Origin of the sequence: Catenulispora pinistramenti (assembly GCF_018274385.1) — a bacterium.
Lineage (GTDB): Bacteria > Actinomycetota > Actinomycetes > Streptomycetales > Catenulisporaceae > Catenulispora > Catenulispora pinistramenti.
Map to the genome: position 1 here is coordinate 1 of NZ_JAAFYZ010000122.1, position 17,809 is coordinate 17,809.

Below are 17,809 nucleotides of genomic sequence, written 5' to 3' on the forward strand. Positions count from 1 at the left end.
GCCCCGCCCCGCCCCCTAAAACGAAGTCGGCTCCGGCTGATACCCCGCCGCCCGCAACCGCGAGATCAGCGTCTCAGCATGCGCGATCCCCCGCGTCTCCAGTTGCAGTGCCACCTCGACCTCCCCGAACGCCAGCGACGGCCGGGTCCACAGATGCTCGATGTCCATCACGTTCGCGTCCGCCTCGCCCAGCTCGCTCAGCAGCTTCGCCAGCGCGCCCGGCCGGTCGGGGATCCGTAGCCGCAGGGCCAGGAAGCGGCCGGCGGCGACCAGGCCGTGCCGGATCATGCGCATCATCAGCAGCGGGTCTATGTTGCCGCCGGACAGCAGCGCGACCACGGGGGCTTCGAAGGCGCGGGCGTCGTCCATCACGGCCGCGACGGCCGCGGCGCCGGCCGGCTCGGCGACCAGTTTGGCGCGCTCCAGCAACAGGAGCATCGCCTTGGACAGCGATTCCTCGGAGACCACGCGGATCTCGTCGGCGAGTCGGGTGATCAGGTCGAACGGGAGGTCGCCGGGCCGGCCGACGGCGATTCCGTCGGCCATCGTCGCCATTGCGGCCAGCTGCACCGGCTTGCCGGCGGCCATCGAGGGCGGGTAGGCCGCGGCTCCGGCCGCCTGCACGCCGACCACGCGGACGTCCGGGCGGACCGCCTTGACCGCCGCCGCCACCCCGGCCAGCAGGCCGCCGCCGCCGACCGAGACCACGATGGTGCGCACCTCGGGGCACTGCTCCAGGATCTCCAGCCCGACCGTGCCCTGCCCGGCGATGACGTCGGGGTGGTCGAAGGGATGGATGAAGGTGGCGCCGGTCTCGGCGGCGAAGGCGCGGGCCGCGATCAGCGCCTCGTCCACGGTGTGCCCGGCGAAGCGCACGTGGGCGCCGTAGGCCTCGGTCGCGGCCACCTTCGGCAGCGGCGCGCCCTCGGGCATGAACACCGTCGACTTGCTGTCCAGCAGCGACGCCGCCAGCGCCACGCCCTGCGCGTGGTTCCCGGCGCTGGCCGCGACCACCCCGTTGGCCCGCTCGGCCGCCGGCAACTTCGCGATGCGCACATACGCCCCGCGGACCTTGAACGACCCGGTCCGCTGCAGGTTCTCGCACTTGAAGTGCACATGTCCCCCGACCTGCTCGGAGATGCTGCGCGAACCCTCCAGCGGGGTCCTTCGCGCCACGCCTTCCAGCAGGTCACGCGCCTGCTCGATGTCTTCCAGGGTCACAGTCGCCGTTGACATGATCCCAGTCTGGCAGGTCCCCGTCGGCCCCACGAGCCACCGTCCGAAACTACTTGCATGGCGCATGCATCCAGGTATATGCTTGCAGCAACCAAGCATCCTGACCCGACGGCCCGCCATCCACACGGAGACGAGAAGGACGATGAACGGCGACGAGAGCTCCGGCACCCCCCTCACGGACGAGGAGTACAGCGAGCTCGGCAAGACCATGGGCATGCTGTTCCAGCGCATCATGCGCTCCCGCAAAGAGCCCGAGGGCGGGCAGGTCGCCGCGCTGGGAATGCTGGCCAAGTGCGGGCCCGTGCGGTCCAGCGACCTGGCCAAGAACCTGTTCCTGGACCAGTCGACCGTCTCCCGCCACGTCGCCCACCTGGAGGCCGACGGCCTGGTCGAGAAGGTCGCCGACGTCTCCGACCGGCGCGCCACCCAACTGCACGTGACCGAACTGGGCCAGAAGCACATCCAGGACTTCTGGCAGAAGCGCATCGACGCCATGCGCGAGGGCTTCGACCACTGGGAGCCGCAGGACCTGCGGACCCTGTCCCGGCTGATGACCCGCTACGTCGAGGACTTCAGTGCCCTCATCGCCAAAAGCGCTGAACCAAAGAACGGCCCCACAACGGAAGACGGAACCGAGAATGACTGAGAAGACCGCCGAACCCGAGAACATAGCGAGCCCTCCGGCACCACAGGTGGCCGAGGGCTCCACCATGAGCCACAAGCAGATCCTGGTGGTCTTCGGCTCCCTGATGCTGGGCCTGCTGCTGGCCTCGCTGGACAACACCATCGTCAGCACCGCCATCCGCACCATCATCGGCGACATCGGCGGCCAGAACGGCCTGGCCCGGATGCCCTGGGTGACCACCGCCTACGTGCTGGCCTCCACCGCGGCCACCCCGATCTACGGCAAGCTCTCGGACCTGTTCGGCCGCAAGCCGCTGTACATGATCGCGATCGCGCTGTTCCTCACCGGCTCGGCGCTGTCCGGCCTGTCGCAGAACCTGGACCAGCTGATCGCCTTCCGCGCGCTGCAGGGCCTGGGCGCCGGCGGCATCATGGGCCTGACCTTCGCCATCGTCGGCGACGTGGTCCCGCCCCGCGAGCGCGGCAAGTACCAGGGCCTGTTCGGCGGCGTGTTCATGCTGGCGATGGTGGCCGGCCCGCTGCTCGGCGGCATCTTCACCGAGCACAACGCGATCCTGGGCATCACCGGCTGGCGCTGGGTGTTCTACGTCAACCTGCCGATCGGCATCATCGCGCTGTTCGTCATCAGCGCCGTGCTGCACCTGCCCAAGCGCCGGATGAAGGCGACCATCGACTACATCGGCGCGACGCTGGTCGTGGCCGGCGTGGTGGGCCTGCTGCTGGCGGCGCAGATGGGCGGCCAGCAATACGCCTGGGGCTCCCCGGTCATCATCGGCCTGGCGATCGCCGGCGTCGTGCTCCTGGTGGCGTTCGTCCTGTGGGAGATCCGCACGCCGGAGCCGATCCTGCCGATGCGCCTGTTCCGCGGCGCGGTCTTCCGCGTCTCGAACATCATGGGCTTCCTCATCGGCATGGTGATGATGGGCGCGATGATGTACATCCCGTTCTACTTCCAGGTCGTGAACTTCGACAGCCCGACCAAGGCCGGCCTGCGGATGCTGCCGATGATGGTCGGCCTGCTGGCCACCTCGATCAGCTCCGGCCGGATCATCAGCAAGACCGGCCGCTACCGGTTCTTCCCGATCGCCGGCATCGCGACGACCACCGTGGGCCTGGGCCTGATGACCACCATGGACGAGAACACCAACTTCGTCCTGGCCGGCCTGTTCATGTTCATCGTCGGCCTGGGCCTGGGCGCCACGATGCAGGTGCTGGTGCTGGCCGTGCAGAACGCGGTGGAGATGAAGGACATGGGCGTGGCGACCACGTCGACCACCTTCTTCCGCTCGCTGGGCCAGACCTTCGGCGCGGCCATCATGGGCGCGATCCTGACCAACCAGCTGACCAGCCACCTGAAGAGCAACGCCGGTCCCAGCGCGGCCCTGGCGCCGGTGCGCGACCACGGCATGGAGATCCTGCAGAGCCAGGACGCGATGGGCAAGCTGCCGGCCGCGGTGCAGCACGTGCTGATCCACTCGTTCACGCAGGCGCTGTCGACGGTGTTCCTGGTGGGCGCCGGGCTCAGCCTGATCGCCTGGATCGCCAGCTGGTTCCTGAAGGAGCACAAGCTGCGCTCGATGGCGCCGGCCGATGTCGCCAAGCAGGCGGGGTCGTCGGATGTCGAGGCGCCGGCTATGGCGCACTGAGGTATTTAGTGCGCACAACATATTTAGTGCGCACAACTAAGAACGCTGCGGCCTCCTGGGGTTTCTCGGGCGGCCGTGGCGTTTGTGTGGACTGATTTAACGGGTTCTGGTTCAGCTGTCCCGGCGGAAGCTGCGGTAGACGACGTCCGCCAGGTCGGGGCGCTCGGTGGTGGCGTTGCTCATGTGGTCGTCGTAGGGGCCGATCTTGGTGACGACGCGGCCGCCTCGGAAAACGAGTTGGAGGCCGTGTTCGGGTTCCCAGTCGCAGCCGCATCCGATGGAGACGCAGACCTGCTTGTCGCCGAACCAGTCGCGCGCCACGACCGCCTCGCAGCCGAACGTCACGTACTGCCAGACGTCTTCGGGGCGGTGGATGTGCGGGACGGCGCCGTCGTCGACGATGGCGCGGACGTCGCTGTAGTACTCGAAAACCGGACCTGAGGCAGCTTCGAGTGCGGACTGGCCGAGGCCCAGGAAGGCCTTGATGGCGGCGTGGAAGTCTTCGGGGTGGTCGTCGCTTTCGTAGCCTTCGAGAAAGAACTCGGCCTCGCCTTCGAGCAACGACACCGGGACGGACTCGCTGCGGTGGCCGCCCAGCTCCTCATCGAGGGTCCCGAGCCCTGGTATCTCCATGGCGACGACCCTACTTCGCGCCACCGTCAGTCCGCCTCGCGCCGCTGTCAGTCCGCGCGGTCCGCCGACCAGTACGCGTCACCGCGCAGGATCAGCGCCGCCGCGCCGACCAGCCCGGCGTCCTGGCCGAGATCGGCCGGAACCACCTTCAGGTTCTTGGTGAAATCCAGGCGCGCGTGCCGGTGGAGCGCGCCGCGCAGGGGCTCGAACAGCAGCTCCCCGGCCTGCACGATGCCGCCGCCGATCGTCACCAACTCCAGGTCGCACAACGCGGCCGCTCCGGCGATGGCGACGCCGAGCGCGGTGCCGGCGCGGGTGAAGGCGGCCTCAGCGATGCCGTCGCCGGCCCGGGCGTCGTCGGTCAGGTCCTTGCCGGTACGGCTCTCCTGCCCGGCGCGCCACCCTTGCGCCGCCGCCCACGCGGCCATGCGCGGCCCACTCGCGACGGCTTCCAGGCAGCCGGTGCCACCGCAGGCGCAGGGCGTCTCCTGGTCCACGACGATGTGCCCGATGTGCCCGGCGTTGCCCTTGGCCCCGTCGATCAGCCGGTCACCGAGGATCAGGCCGCCCCCGACCCCGGTCGACACGACCATCCCCAGCATGTTCGCGGCCCCGCGCCCGGCCCCCTGCCAGTGCTCGGCGGCGGCCAGGCAGATCGCGTCATTGTGCAGCCGCACATCCCGCCGGAAGTCGGCCTCCAGCCGCCACCGCAACGGAAACCCGCGCCACCCGGGAATATTGAGCGGCGACACCTCCCCGGCCGGCCACCGCATCGGCCCGCCGCACCCCACACCGACCGCCCGGTACGCGCCGCGCTCGTAGGGCAGCTGGTCGACGGCGTCGAGCAGGGCGGCGTACAACGCCTCGCCATCCGCATCCGCCCCGGCCGGCGTCGGCACCCGGAACGAGGCCAGCACCTCGCCCCGCGCGTCAACCGCGCCGACCGCCATTTTCGTACCGCCGATGTCGATCGCCAGTACCGGGGCCTCAGAGGTGTCGGGGGCGTCGGGGGACTCGGGGGCGCCCCCGGAGGTGTCAGTCACCGTCATGATGGACACCTTAGGCGGTTTTGTATCAGCTTCCCGAGAAGCCCTGCAGATAGGTGACCTGCTGGCGCAGGGCCTGCGCGGTGGCCTGGGTAATCGTGCCCTGATTCAGCTGCGCCGCAATGGTCTCGGTGAGGCCGGCCAGCCCTTCGTTGTAGGCGTTGGAGCCGGGCAGGGTCGCCTTGAGCTGGTTGACGGCGTTGGCGAGGGCCGACTTGGCGTTGGTGTCGGTGACCTGGGTGGTGATGACGACGGTGATTTGACCTACGGCCTGCTGCGGCGACGTGGGCTGCGCGGCCGAGGGCACGGTGTCGTTGGGGGCAGTGTCATTGGGGGCGGTAGGTGATGCGCCGCCGGACGCGTTGCCAGCGGGAGCGGTCGAGGGGCTGCCGTTACCTCCGGACGCTGCCCCGCTGGGCACGCCCGCACTGGATCCGCTGTTGGTGCCAGACGCGCTGGCGCCCGGACCGCTCGCCCCGAGGCCACTCGCGCCGGGCCCACTCGCACCCGGTCCACTCGCACCGCCGGTGGTGACGTTCCCCGAACCGCTGGGCGAGATGCCCGGCACGGCACCGGAGGCACTGGCGCTGGGGAGCGAGGGCGACCCGCCGATGCTGGACGCGGTCGAGACCGGCAGCGCGGTGGACTTGGAGCTGGAGCTGGAGCTGGAGCCGGAGCTGTGAACGGCATAGCCGATCCCGATCCCGACCACCACGCCGATGAGGATGCCACCGGAAGCTAGGAGCCACGGCTTCGGCTTCGGGGCAGCTGCCGCAGCGGCGGCCCCGGACGCGCCGCCTGCTGAACCACCGCTGCTGGCTGCACTGACGAGCGCCGCGCCTGCCATTGCGCCACTTGCCGCGGCGCCGGCGGCGACACCCGCTGCCGAACCGTTTGCCGCTGAACCGCTGGCGGCACCCGCTGCCGAACCACTCGCCAACGCGCCGCCCGCCATACCAGCCGCAGCGCCAGTTACCGCTGAACTTCCTGCCGTACCCGCCGCAGATCCGCTTGCTGCTGAACCGCTGACGGCACCCGCTGCCGAACCGCTTGCCACTGCGCCGCTTGCCACCGCGCCACCTACCGCACCTGCGCCACCCGCCGTACCGGCCGCAGCGCCAGTTACTGCCGCGCCGCCTGCCGTGCCCGCAGCTGAAGCAGTCTCGGCGCCAGCCAGCTCCGCACCGATCACCGCACCCGCAGCGCCAGCCGCCAACACACCTGCGGCCGAACCGCTTGCCGCACCTGCCGCAGCACCGTTGGCCGCCCCACCGCTCGCCGCCCCACCACTCGCCGCTGAACCAGTGGCTGCGGCCTCGGAACCAGCCAGCTCCGCACCGATCACCGCACCCACGGCACCGGCCGCCAACACACCCGCAGCCGTACCAGCTCCCGCCGAACTGTGAGCCGGCAGCTGCTGCGTCTCAGCACTGGCCGCCGCCTCAGCGAGCGCCGCCGCGACCGCAGCGGCACTCGCGGCCTCTATCGCAGCAGCCTGTTTCGCCTCCGCCGCCGCGAGCTCCGCCGAGTGCCGCGCGTCGAGCTCCGCCACCGCGGCCGCAAGCGCAGCGGCCAGTGCGACTTCCGCCGCCTCGGCGTGGCTCGCGGACTCGGCAGCGTGCCGTTCCTCTGCTTCGGCAACAGCTGCCGCGACTGCAGCCGCAAGCGCTGCCTCGGCAGCCGACGCGTGCTCAGCCCGGGCAGACTCCAGTTCGCCGGAATGCCGCTCCTCGCTGCCAGCCAACTCCGCGCGGTGGCGTTCCTCGGCTTCGGCGACAGCAGCCGCCACCGCGGCACCGGCCGCAACCGCAAGCGCCTCCTCGCCGACTGACGCATGCTCGGCCCGCACCGACTCCATCTCAGTGCGATGCCGCTCCTCAGCCTCGGCAACGGCTGCCGCGACCGCCGCGCCAGTCGCAGCGGCCAGCGCCTCCTCCGCGAGCGAAGCATGCTCGCCGCGCGCCGACTCCAGCTCCGCCGCGTGCCGCTGCTCCACCGCGGCGAGTGCCGCCGCGGCAGCGGCCGTTGCCGTCTCGAGTTCCGTGGCGTGGGACGTGCGTGCGGCTTCGAGGTTCAGGCCGTGGCGGGCCTCGGTCGCGTTGAGTTTGTTGCGGTGTCGTTCCTCGGCTTCGGCCAGGGCCGCCGCCACCGCTGTCGCGACCGCTGCCGCGGTGGCGGCCTCCGCCTCGGCGAGGGGGATCGAGTCCTTGCGGGCGGCGCCGGCTGTGGGGCTCACGGCGGGGATCCACGCGCCCGAGTCCGCGTCTTCGACGCTCGACGCCAGCGACTCGGTCCGGACCTCGGCCGCCAGCGCCAACGCCGCTGCGGCCGCTGCCGCGCGTTCCGTCACGAGCGGCGGCGGTGCCAGCTCGGCCAGCGGGTGGGCCCGCAGCGCCTCGGCGATCTGCGCCATCGAGGGACGCTCGCCCGCTTCGTCCGACAAGCTGTGGGCGAAGATCTCGGCCAGCTCGGAGCCGCTTCCGAAGTACTCGGTCAGGCGTCCCAGGGCCAACTCGCGCCGGTACGCCAGCAACGCCGCCGAACCAGCAGCCGAACCAGCGGCAGCGTACGCGGCGCCGGAGCCGTGCCCGGCCGTCGAGCGAGCCGAACCCGCTGAACCAGCCAAGCCGACGGAACCAGCCGCAGCCGAACCGGCGACCCCGCCAGCGCTGGCAGCACCAGCGCCAAGACCGGCACCGGCACCGGCAGCACCGCCAGCGCCGCGTGCTCCCGTGTCCGCACCCGCACCCACACCCGCGCCCAAAGCCTCAGCGCCCGCCACACCCGCAGCGCCACCCGCGCCACCCGCGCCACCAGCCCCGACCTCAGCCCGAGCCCGAACCAAATCCTCGTGCAGGATCTCCCACCCGAAGACCCCCGCATACGTCAACCAAGCCAGCCCGTAAACATCATCAGCAGCCGAAGCCGCCGCCCCACCCAGCCGGGCCGCCGTCAAGAACCCGCTCGGCGCCTCAGCCGCGGCCGCGGCCGCGTCCCCCTCGAATGCGAGCCCCAGTGCCAGGTCCACGAACGCCTCGCCCTTGCTGCCCACCCACATCGAGTCGGTGTGCAGCCAGCCGTGCACCAGCCCGGCGGCGTGCACGCGCTCGAAGACCTCGGCGGCGTTCAGCGCGAGTGTGCCGACCTCGGCGGAGGTCAGTGCGCCCTTCATCAGGCGGGCGGTGAGGGACGAGCCCTTGTCCTGGTCGTAGACGGCGAACTCGATGTAGCTGTCGCTCTTGTGGATCAGTTTGTGGGAGTGCTGGTCGTGGTCGGTGACCACCCGGTCCTCGTGCGCGATCCGCTTCTGCCCGGCCTCGCGGACCACCGCGATCGCCGGGTGCGTGACGTGCGTCAGCGCCGCGACCGCGTTCTCCAGACCGCCCGATGCGGTGATCTGGATCCACACCCGGCGCCGGCGCACCGAGTCGGAGGCGAGCCAGAGCTCGCCGATCCCGCGGTGCCACAACCGCCGGGACAAGGTGTAGCGACCCGCCAGGACGATGCCGGCGGAGACTCCCGATATTCCTGCCACGGCGGCTAATTGTGCACAGGGACCGTGCCCTTGCACAGCGCGACGACAGGACCCTGAGGCGTATTTTCGTCTAGACGCCCCGAACGTTCACCGAACGGCCTCTCACCTGCGTTCCGTCGACTCGTAGAGGAAACAAGGCGTCGAGGGTGACGGCGATAACAGGGTTCACATATGCGCATGTTGCGACGTTCGATATCGGCGCGTTCTTCAATAGCCACGAGCCCCAGAGGACGATCGGCCTGCGGGATACATGGCGTCGGCAACAAGGGCCACTCGAACGCGAGTGACCCTTGTCCGGGTTGTTCAGCCAGCCGGCCAGAGACCGTCAGCCCAGCGCGCGCAGCAGGTCGGCCAGCAGGTCGTCGACCGACTCGATGCCGACCGAGAGCCGGATCAGGTCGCTCGGCACCTCCAGCGGGGAGCCGGCGACGCTGGCGTGCGTCATCCGGCCGGGGTGCTCGATCAGCGACTCGACGCCGCCCAGGGACTCGCCGAGGGTGAACAGCTCGGTGCGGCCGCAGATGTCGACCGCCTCCTGCTCGCCGCCGGCCACCCGGAACGACACCATGCCGCCGAAGCCGGACATCTGCTTGGCCGCGACCTCGTGGCCGGGGTCGTCGGGCAGGCCCGGGTAGTGGACGGCCGTCACCTTCGAGTGCGCGGCCAGGGCCTCGGCGATGCGCTGCGCGTTGGAGCAGTGCCGGTCCATCCGCACGGCCAGGGTCTTGACGCCGCGCAGCACCAGCCAGGCGTCGAAGGGCCCGGCGACGGCGCCCATCGCGTTCTGGTGGTAGGCCAGCTCCGAGCCCAGTTCCTCGTCGGACACCACCAGGGCGCCGCCGACCACGTCGGAGTGGCCGCCCATGTACTTGGTGGTGGAGTGCACGACCACGTCGGCGCCGAGGGCCAGCGGCTGCTGCAGGTAGGGGGTGGCGAACGTGTTGTCGACCACCAGCAGCGAGCCGGTCTCGTGCGCGACCCCGGCCAGCGCGGCGATGTCCGCGATGCCCAGCAGCGGGTTCGAGGGGGTCTCGACCCAGATCGCCTTGGTCTTGCCGGGCACCACCGCGGCCCGCACGGCCGCCGGATCCGACATGTTGGCGGCGGTCCAGCCCAGGCCCCAGCGGGACAGGACCTTGGCGAAGAGGCGGAAGGTGCCGCCGTAGGCGTCGGCCGGGATCACCACGTGGTCGCCGGGCACGCACACGGTCCGCAGCAGGCAGTCCTCGGCGGCCAGGCCGGAGGCGAAGGCCAGGCCGGTGCGGCCGCCCTCGATCGCGGCGAGACAGTCTTCCAGCGCCTTGCGGGTCGGATTGGCGCTGCGGGAGTACTCGTAGCCGTTGCGCAGGCCGCCGACACCGTCCTGCTTGTAGGTGGAGACCTGGTAGATCGGGGGGACGACGGCGCCGGTCAGCGGGTCCGGGTCCTGGCCGGCGTGGATGGCCAGGGTCTCGAAGGCGGCGTTGGCATGGGCGTCAGATGCGGACATGGTCTTCAGGTTACGCGTTCGGGGCTGGACGGCCGGGTGTGGCGGGTGTGGTGCGCGGTGGCTTGGTCGGAGCGGAGGTCGCGGCGGATGGGCCGGCGGCGGTGGCGGCAGCCTTGACCGGGATGCCGGCGCTCAGGCTCGCGCCCAGGCTCGCGGCCAGAGTCGAGGTGGTCGGAGTGACGGCGATGGCCTCGTCGGCATCACCCATCAGGGCGACGGTTGCGGCCATCCGACGTACCCGCCGCCGCTCCAACACCCGGGCCCGCTGCCGCACCGCGTACATCAACACCGCGGCGCCGATGGCGAGCACCAACCCGAACATCACGATCAGCCCCTGCCAGGACGCGGCCTCCGCGACCCCGTGCCGAGGCCCTGACGTGCCTATCTGCACCGGCGCGCTGGGCACGTAGGGGGTGGCGTCCCCGGCGAGCCCGACCACGTGGCCGAGCCCGTCCAGCGTCCCCGCGATCAGCGAACCCATCAACGCCTCCCGTGCTCGGTCGTATTACCTGAAGAGGACAATACTGACCATTTGCGACATCGCACCCTGGCGTAAACCCGGCGGGGCAAGTCACCGAAGCCACCACGCAACCTCCCCGGCGACCGCACGTCTAGAAGGTCGACAGAGTGTTCGCCTGGGGAGGGAAACGATGATGCGCTCACGCATCAGTACAGCCGCGGTCGCCGCAATCGCCGCGTCGTTGGTCGCGGGGCTCGGGGCATGTAGTTCCACGTCCAAGGCGGCGGGTGGGGGGTCCACCGCCGCGCCGAGCACCTCGGCGACGGCGCCGGCTGGAGGAGCGGGAACGAGCAGCCCGACAGGTGACGGCTCGCCGTCCGCGGGTTCGCCGTCCACGGGTTCGCCTTCCACGGGCTCCACCTCCGCCTTCACCGCCGCCCAGTTGGAGGCGATGCGCGCCAAGGTGGCGTCCGCATTCGGGCAGGGCGTGACGGCTCCCCCGCACTACGATCAGCCGACCGTCAACACCACGGAACTGGCCGCCGACTTCGACAGCCCGGCGACGATGAACGCCTCCTGGGGCACCGGACCCGTCGGATCGGAACGGCCGATGGACTGCGGCACGGCGAAGTACGACGGCATCGTGATCGGAGCCGTGCGGGCTTCCGGCAGCAACGCGACTGTCCCGGTCATGCTCTACGAGAACAACAAGGCCGGAGCGGTGGAAGTCACCGTGACCGTGGATCCGGCCTCGGGCGTCATCAAGGGCACCGCGTGCGGTGGGGCACCGAGTCCGACGGACTTCCCCGGGATCGCGCCGATCGCGACGTATTACGGCGCGGTCCTCACCGACGACCAGTCGGTGGTCGACAACAAGTCGCACCCCTACTTCACGAGCGCTTTCGCCGCCTGGACCGGTGACGGGGACTACAACACGGACGAGTGCGGTCAAAACGGACCGGATCGGTGGATCGTCGCTCTGACCGGCACGACGTCGGCCGCCAGCACCTGGGACTTCGCGCCCGGGGCGGTCATGACCCTTCCCGACCCGACCGTACCGGCGATGCGGACCGGCTTCACCTCGGCGTTGGCCGTGGACCTCGGCTCCGCCAAGATCTCCCGCGTGACCTGCGGCCGGGCCTACCCGCCGGTCCTGGGCAGCAACACAAAGCCGGCGGATTACGCGCAGCAGCTCCTGGACTACTACCGCGTGGCCGCCCAGCAGAAGTCACTCGGCGTGGACGCCGAGGCCGCCATCCGCCCCTTCTTCGTCTCGGACGCCGCCTTCACCAAGGCCTGGGGCAGCACCGGCACCGTGCCGCTGCTGTGCACGAAGAAGGTCCCCTTGTCGGTCATGATGGCCGATGGGACGTCGCTCACCACCTCCGGCACGCAGAGCACGCTGCACATGGTGACGTGGCCGGACTGGCATCCGGACGCGCCGGGCCAGGAGGCGAGCAAGTTCACCGCCGTGTTCGACACGAAGACGATGAAGATCTCCTCGATAACCTGCAGCTAGTAGCAGGAGCAACCACATACGCGCCGAACGCCGTGATGTCAGCCATCACGGCGTTCGGCGTTCGGCGTTCGGCATTCAGCGGAGCAGCGGAGTGCAGCTGTTCATGTGCCTGCGCCAGTGACCGCCCGGCCAGCCGGGCTGCGACCCCGCCTGCTGAACGTGAATCCGACAGATCAGGTCCTGGAGATCGGGTACGGTCCGGGCGTCGCGATCTCGGCGCTGGTCCGGGCCGGTGCGGGGCACGTGTACGGCGTCGACCATTCCGCCGTGATGCGCCGGCAGGCCGCCAAGCGCAACCGGGATGCCATCCGGGCCGACCGCGTCACGCTGGTAGAAGCGCCGGTCGATCAGCTCCCTGCGACCCTCGACGGTCCCTTTGACGCGATCCTCGCCGTCGACTCCCTCGGTCTCTGGCCCGACGCCGCCGAGCAGCTCGCCGCGCTCCGCACGCGGCTGGCCTCCGGCGGCCGCATCGCCATCGTCTCCCAGCTGCGGACCGAGATCCTCCCGCTCAACCCGCCGGTCGTCTGCGTGCTCGGGTCGTAGGCCGGCAGAGCGGGAGCTGCGGCTCAGAACAACGTCGGCGGCCCCACCGGCATCGGCTCCCCCAAGGCCGCCAGCTCCGGCACCCGCCGCCGCACGTCCTCATGGAACCGGCGCGCCAGCACCGGGGCGTCGGCGTTGTCCGGCGTGTGGATGAAGACGGTCGGAGAACGCCCCTCCCGAAGCCAGGCAGCGGTGGTGTCCGCCCACGGCTGCCAGCCCTCGGCCGTCCGCTCCCCGTCGTCCCGGCCGATGTAGCGCACCACCGGGAAGCGAGTCAGGGCACGAGTACGCCGTGGCAGGCGTGGCTTCTTGGTCCAGGCCTCGCGTTCGGCGTCGGTCGTCGGCGGGGTTTCGTAGAGCACTGTCGTGTCGAACGGGACCCACTCGGCATCGGCTTCCGTCAGCAGCTTCTCCAGCGACTGCTCGGTCTTCGGGTCCGCGAAGAACGCGGGATGCCGCACCTCGACCGCGTACCGGTACCCCTGCGGAACCCGGCCGAGGAAAGCGGCCAGCGCGGGGAGGTCGGTAGGTCCGAACGAGGCCGGAAGCTGAACCCACAGCGCGGCATTGCGGCCGAGCGGTTCGATCGCGGTGAAGAAGCTGTGCAGAGCGCTGCCGGGGGTGAAGAGGTCGGGGGCGAGGCGACGTTCGTGCGTGACCGGCTTCGGAAGCTTCAGCAGGAAGCGGAAGTCGTCCGGTGCCTGCGCCGCCCAGGTCTCGACGGTGGCCCGGGACGGCGTCGCGTAGAACGTGGTGTTGCCCTCGACCGCGTTGCACCACGTCGCGTACGCGGCGAGGCGCTCGCGCGGCGGCAGCGGATGCGGCAGGAGCCGGCCCTGCCACGGCCCGAACGTCCACATAGCGCAGCCAACGTGCAGTCTCACACCTTCGAGCCTAGCGAACCGGACACCCCCGAAATGTCACCGGCGTTCGAACCCTTATCCCGGTGCAGATGACGCCGGGCGAGCAGGAACCACGAGAAGGCGATCGCGAGCACCACCAGCCACCGGAACAGCCATTCCAGATTCGACGGATAAAGGACACCGGTGATGTGCGTGGCGATGAAGCCCTGGGGGATTCCCGGTTCCCCGAGACGTTCGCGGCACCAGTTCTCGATCAGCGTCAGGGGACACTTCACCCCGAGTGCGTTGACGCCGAGCCACACCACCGCCGTGGCGTGCACATAGAACACGCGCGGCCAGCGCAGCGCGAGGTATCCGCCGACCACCACGAACGCCACGAAGGAGTAGTGGACCGTCATCGTGGCATCGATGAGGAATCGGTATCCCATGCCGAAAAGCCTGGTCCGCGCGGCCGTCGATGACAAGGGCGCGGGTACTCAACCGGGATCTGAGTACCCCGCTGGAACTCGCCGTGCCGCACGCCGCCGAACAGCCACCGCGAAGCCACCGGGAAGCCGGCACGCGCGGTGGCCGGTGCGGCGAATGCGGCTCGCGTTCCCCAAGTCGTCAGCGTGGTGTGGGCGCCCGGCGGGACGCCGATGCTTATATGAAGGGCATGGCGTTCTTGTCCCGGCTGCGCGCCTTGGCCGACCGTGTGGACCGGTTCCAGCAACGGCATCCCGTGCTGGCGTTCCCGGTCGCCGTCTACCGGGAGCTCCAGGACATGAAGGCCGGCTACCTCGGCGCGATGCTGACGTTCTTCGCGTTCGTCTCGCTGTTCCCGCTGCTGCTGATCCTCACCACCGTGCTCGGTGCCGTCCTGCGCTCGAATCCCAAGCTCCAGCAGGACGTCCTGAACTCCGCGCTGGTCGACTTCCCGGTGATCGGCGACCAGCTGAAGAACAACATCCACGACTTCGGCCGCAGCGGCCCGGCGCTGGCCATCTCCATCGTCGTCACCTCGATCGGCGCGCTCGGGCTGGCCAACGCCGCGCAGTACGCGATGAACCTGCTGTGGGGGGTGCCGGAGGACCGGCGGCCGAAATTCCCGCAGTCGTGGCTGCGCAGCGTCGGGGTCATCGGGACGATGGGGCTCGGGGTGCTGTCCACGACCGCGCTGACCGCGCTCGGCGAGTGGGCCTCCGGGGTCTTCTTCACGATCGGCCTGCGGCTGGCGCTGGTGGCCGCCTCGTTCGTGCTCACCGCGCTGCTGTTCTGGCTCGGCATGCGCACCGCCACGGCCACCGAGGTGGACGCGCGCGACCTCCGCCTCGGCGCGATCCTCACCACGGTCTTCTGGCAGGGCCTGCAGTACCTCGGCGGCTTCATCGCCGCGCACCAGCTGGCCCACGCCTCGACGCTCTACGGGGTCTTCGGGCTCGTGCTCGGACTGGTGGCGTGGATCTATCTCCAGGCCCGGCTGACCCTGATCGCCGTGACATCCGACGTGGTCCGGGCCAAGCGGACCTGGCCACGGTCGCTGTTCGACTGATCGGCCGGTCCCTCACTTGGCGCACTTGGATATACGCCCGGTGACCCTCGACAAATCCCGATCAGCACCAGATGATCGATCAACGAGTGCGGATGATCTCAAGAGCCTCATCACGCGAGCCGGTCCCGTAGCACTGTTCGGATCGCGTAGGATCGTCTGAATCCCCCCCAAGCCGTTAGGAACCGATGCGATGCGCCTGCTCGACTCCGCCCGCATCGGCCTGGCCGCGGTCGTCCCGCACAGCCTGCGCCACCAGATCGACCATCTGCGGCCGGGGAAGATCATGCCGGGCGGGATCCCGCGCAAGACCCTCGCGGTGTCCATCGCCCTGAGTGCCGCCTTGGTCACCAGCAGTCCGGCGCACGCGGCGATCAGCTACAGCCCGCTGCCGAAGCTGCCCACGCTCAGTGCCTCGGCACTGACTCAGCGCTATGACCTGAACCGCGCGGCGATGGCGAAGGCCGCCGACGAGGCCCAGTTCGGCGGGGACCCGGCGCTGGCGAACTCGCTGCGCAACCTCGCGGTCCCGTCCCGTGACTTCCTGTCCTTCGACCCCTCCGGCAACGGCCGGGGCATCGAGGTGGTCGGCGACCTGGTGCACGCCAAGCGGATCGCGGTGGTGGTCCCGGGGGCCGGCAACACACTGGCCAACTTCGACGGGGTCAAGGGCACCGGCGTCGGCGCCGAGGCGCTGTACGACCAGGCGCAGAAACTCGGCGCGAACGGTTCGCTGGCGGTCATCGGCTGGCTCGGCTACGACGCCCCGTCCATGGACAGCATCCACGTCACCACGCTCGGCCACGCCGCGGCCGGCGCCAAGGCGCTGAAGGCGTTCCTGGCGCAGATCAAGGCCGTGAACAACGCGCCGGTGTCGCTGCTGTGCCACAGCTACGGCTCGGTGGTGTGCGGCCAGGCCGCGCCGCACGTGAACGTCACGGACATCGCCGTGTTCGGCTCCCCCGGCATGGGTGTCGGCTCGGTGTCCGACCTGAACACCTCCGCGCAGGTCTGGGCCGGCCGCAGCACCAACGACGGCATCGCCGACGTCCCGCACGTCCAGGTGGACCTACTGGGGGTGAGTGTCGGCTTCGGGAACGACCCGGTGGATCCGGCGTTCGGGGCCCGGCTGTTCAACGCCGGCAACGGCGGCCACAGCGACTACCTGCGCACCGGGGACACCGCGCTGTACAACCTGGCGCTGATCGCGCTGGGGCGGGACACCCAGGTGGGCCAGCCGCAGAGCGGGAGCTGAGACGGCGCCGAGCGGCCCGCCTCATGACATCTCAGCCGCGACCTCCCGAGCCCTCGCCCGGGCGGCCGTCGCCCGAGCCGCAGCCACAGCAGCCACAGCAGCCGCCTCAGCCGCCTCAGCCGCATCCCGGTGACGCCGCCCTCGGCCCGACTCCGGACGGCTACCGGTACTTCCGACGCTCGATCCCGCTGGCGCACTCCTTCGATCCGCAGGACGCGAGCCTGGACCGCGCCTTCGAGCGCGCCCGGGCGATGCTCCGAGCCTGGGGGCCGCAGATCGGCGCCGGGATGCGAGTCGAGGTCGACGACAATGTGCCGCCGTCGATCGGACTCGAAGGACAGCTGATCTCGCGGATCGCCGGAGTGATCCCGCTCCGCGCACCGTTCCGGGTCGTCACTGCGGAGTTCGGCAGCGCGGACTACGCCGGGTACGCCTATGAGACGTTGCCCGGGCACCCCGAGGACGGTCGCGAGGCCTTCTACGTGACCCGAGGAGAAGGCCTCGTGGAGTTCACCGTTATGGCGTTCTCCAAACCCGTTCTCTGGTACTCGCGGTTGGGCGGTCCGGTAACGCGGATAATCCAGAACCGCTATACGAACAAGTACCTATTAGCGATGGCGGTACAGCCCCGATAGAGCGCTATACCGTCGGAACCATTACGAAGAAACGCTCTAGCGTTTTCACATCGCCCTTCGTCATAAGCGGCTCCCCAGGAATGCGATGCCACAGGAAGAGCAGTAGATCCGAGGCGCTGCCGGCGAGCTCGACGTCAGCGGGCTCGTCCTCGCCCAGCGGGCGGGGACCGTCGGGGTCCAGCGCGACGGACCAGATCTCGCGGCCGTCGGTCTGCCGGAAGCGGTAGCTCTCCCCTCCCATCGGCGGCAGGTCCTTCGAGCTGCTGCGGCGGAAGGGCACCACGACGTCGAGGAACTGCGCGACGCCGTCGGCCGCCAACTCTTCGTCCACAGGCTGGGGAGAACCGATCGCGCCCTCCAGATCCCAGCGGTGGACGGCCACCTCGATCGTCTGGGCGCGCAGCCAGAAGCCGACGTCGTGCTGGGTGCCCCAGGTCCAGACCGGCACCTCCGGAGCGGTCGAGTGGAACGTCGCGGCGAGCGCGATGGCGCCCTCGGCGAACCAGTCGGCCAGGTCCTCGGACGTCGCGTCCGCGGGGGCTGTGAACAACTTCTGCCGGTCCGGCGGCGGGGACTGCAAGCGGTCCACGATGATGTGGTCCACCAGACGGTGCACCCGGCCGAGATGCCGCACCAGGTCCGCCGTCGTCCAGTCCGGACACGACGGCACCGGCGGCGGAGCGGCCGGCATGGCGGCCATCAGGGCGGCACGGTGGAAAGCCGTTGTTTCCCTCTCGAAGTGCGCGATGTGGTCCACTTCTTCACTCTCCCAC

The 17,809-nt window shown here is 70.2% G+C and carries 16 protein-coding genes; 7 read left to right on the top strand and 9 right to left on the bottom strand.

Features of this window, described 5'->3' with window-relative positions; all coding sequences use genetic code 11:
* Positions 1–15: 15 nt before the first annotated feature.
* Positions 16–1,236: a threonine ammonia-lyase gene (ilvA, locus tag KGQ19_RS29270; protein ID WP_230419628.1), complete on the bottom strand. Its 1,221-nt coding sequence runs from the start codon at positions 1,234–1,236 to the stop codon at positions 16–18.
* Between the two features lie 142 nt (positions 1,237–1,378).
* Here ilvA and KGQ19_RS29275 point away from each other — a divergent pair, with 142 nt between their 5' ends.
* Together KGQ19_RS29275 and KGQ19_RS29280 are read left to right on the top strand one after the other, a co-directional pair.
* A complete protein-coding gene (locus KGQ19_RS29275) occupies positions 1,379–1,882 on the top strand; it encodes a MarR family winged helix-turn-helix transcriptional regulator (protein ID WP_212014801.1) in 504 nt (167 codons plus the stop codon).
* The gene (locus KGQ19_RS29280) at positions 1,875–3,527 is read left to right on the top strand and encodes an MDR family MFS transporter (RefSeq protein WP_230419629.1); all 1,653 of its coding nucleotides are present in this window, start codon (positions 1,875–1,877) and stop codon (positions 3,525–3,527) included. The genes KGQ19_RS29275 and KGQ19_RS29280 overlap by 8 nt, the downstream gene beginning before the upstream one ends.
* A gap of 111 nt (positions 3,528–3,638) precedes the next feature.
* Here KGQ19_RS29280 and KGQ19_RS29285 read toward each other — a convergent pair whose 3' ends face one another.
* The 5 genes from KGQ19_RS29285 to KGQ19_RS29305 all read right to left on the bottom strand — a co-directional run bounded on the left by KGQ19_RS29285 (position 3,639) and on the right by KGQ19_RS29305 (position 10,711).
* The gene (locus KGQ19_RS29285) at positions 3,639–4,160 is read right to left on the bottom strand and encodes a DUF6985 domain-containing protein (RefSeq protein ID WP_212014803.1); all 522 of its coding nucleotides are present in this window, start codon (positions 4,158–4,160) and stop codon (positions 3,639–3,641) included.
* A gap of 47 nt (positions 4,161–4,207) precedes the next feature.
* Positions 4,208–5,209, bottom strand: coding sequence for an ROK family protein (locus tag KGQ19_RS29290; protein WP_230419630.1), 1,002 nt, complete (start codon positions 5,207–5,209; stop codon positions 4,208–4,210).
* 25 nt (positions 5,210–5,234) lie between these two features.
* Complete coding sequence (locus KGQ19_RS29295; RefSeq protein ID WP_212014806.1) at positions 5,235–8,741, bottom strand: hypothetical protein; 3,507 nt, start codon at positions 8,739–8,741, stop codon at positions 5,235–5,237.
* A gap of 325 nt (positions 8,742–9,066) precedes the next feature.
* Entirely contained in the window at positions 9,067–10,230 is a 1,164-nt protein-coding gene (locus KGQ19_RS29300; RefSeq protein ID WP_212014809.1) for a cystathionine gamma-synthase, read from the bottom strand.
* A 10-nt stretch (positions 10,231–10,240) separates the two neighbouring features.
* A complete protein-coding gene (locus tag KGQ19_RS29305; protein ID WP_212014812.1) occupies positions 10,241–10,711 on the bottom strand; it encodes a hypothetical protein in 471 nt (156 codons plus the stop codon).
* A gap of 169 nt (positions 10,712–10,880) precedes the next feature.
* Here KGQ19_RS29305 and KGQ19_RS29310 point away from each other — a divergent pair, with 169 nt between their 5' ends.
* Positions 10,881–12,209: a hypothetical protein gene (locus KGQ19_RS29310; protein WP_212014814.1), complete on the top strand. Its 1,329-nt coding sequence runs from the start codon at positions 10,881–10,883 to the stop codon at positions 12,207–12,209.
* Positions 12,210–12,326: 117 nt separating this feature from the next.
* Positions 12,327–12,755: a class I SAM-dependent methyltransferase gene (locus tag KGQ19_RS29315; protein WP_307856551.1), complete on the top strand. Its 429-nt coding sequence runs from the start codon at positions 12,327–12,329 to the stop codon at positions 12,753–12,755.
* Between the two features lie 23 nt (positions 12,756–12,778).
* Here KGQ19_RS29315 and KGQ19_RS29320 read toward each other — a convergent pair whose 3' ends face one another.
* Both KGQ19_RS29320 and KGQ19_RS29325 read right to left on the bottom strand, forming a co-directional pair.
* Positions 12,779–13,639: a DUF72 domain-containing protein gene (locus tag KGQ19_RS29320; RefSeq protein ID WP_212014820.1), complete on the bottom strand. Its 861-nt coding sequence runs from the start codon at positions 13,637–13,639 to the stop codon at positions 12,779–12,781.
* A complete protein-coding gene (locus tag KGQ19_RS29325; protein ID WP_212014822.1) occupies positions 13,636–14,046 on the bottom strand; it encodes a DUF2784 domain-containing protein in 411 nt (136 codons plus the stop codon). Before KGQ19_RS29325 ends, KGQ19_RS29320 begins: the two co-directional genes overlap by 4 nt.
* Before the next feature lie 227 nt (positions 14,047–14,273).
* Between KGQ19_RS29325 and KGQ19_RS29330 the strand changes: the two genes are divergently transcribed.
* The 3 genes from KGQ19_RS29330 (at position 14,274) to KGQ19_RS29340 (ending at position 17,036) form a co-directional block, all read left to right on the top strand.
* Complete coding sequence (locus tag KGQ19_RS29330) at positions 14,274–15,149, top strand: YihY/virulence factor BrkB family protein (protein WP_230419631.1); 876 nt, start codon at positions 14,274–14,276, stop codon at positions 15,147–15,149.
* Between the two features lie 190 nt (positions 15,150–15,339).
* On the top strand, positions 15,340–16,401 hold the full coding sequence (locus KGQ19_RS29335; protein ID WP_212014826.1) for an alpha/beta hydrolase: 1,062 nt from the start codon (positions 15,340–15,342) through the stop codon (positions 16,399–16,401).
* Between the two features lie 23 nt (positions 16,402–16,424).
* Positions 16,425–17,036, top strand: coding sequence for a DUF1990 domain-containing protein (locus KGQ19_RS29340; RefSeq protein ID WP_212014828.1), 612 nt, complete (start codon positions 16,425–16,427; stop codon positions 17,034–17,036).
* 4 nt (positions 17,037–17,040) lie between these two features.
* Here KGQ19_RS29340 and KGQ19_RS29345 read toward each other — a convergent pair whose 3' ends face one another.
* Positions 17,041–17,793 (bottom strand): maleylpyruvate isomerase family mycothiol-dependent enzyme, encoded by a 753-nt coding sequence (locus tag KGQ19_RS29345; RefSeq protein WP_212014830.1) that lies wholly within the window; start codon positions 17,791–17,793, stop codon positions 17,041–17,043.
* Positions 17,794–17,809 lie beyond the last annotated feature (16 nt).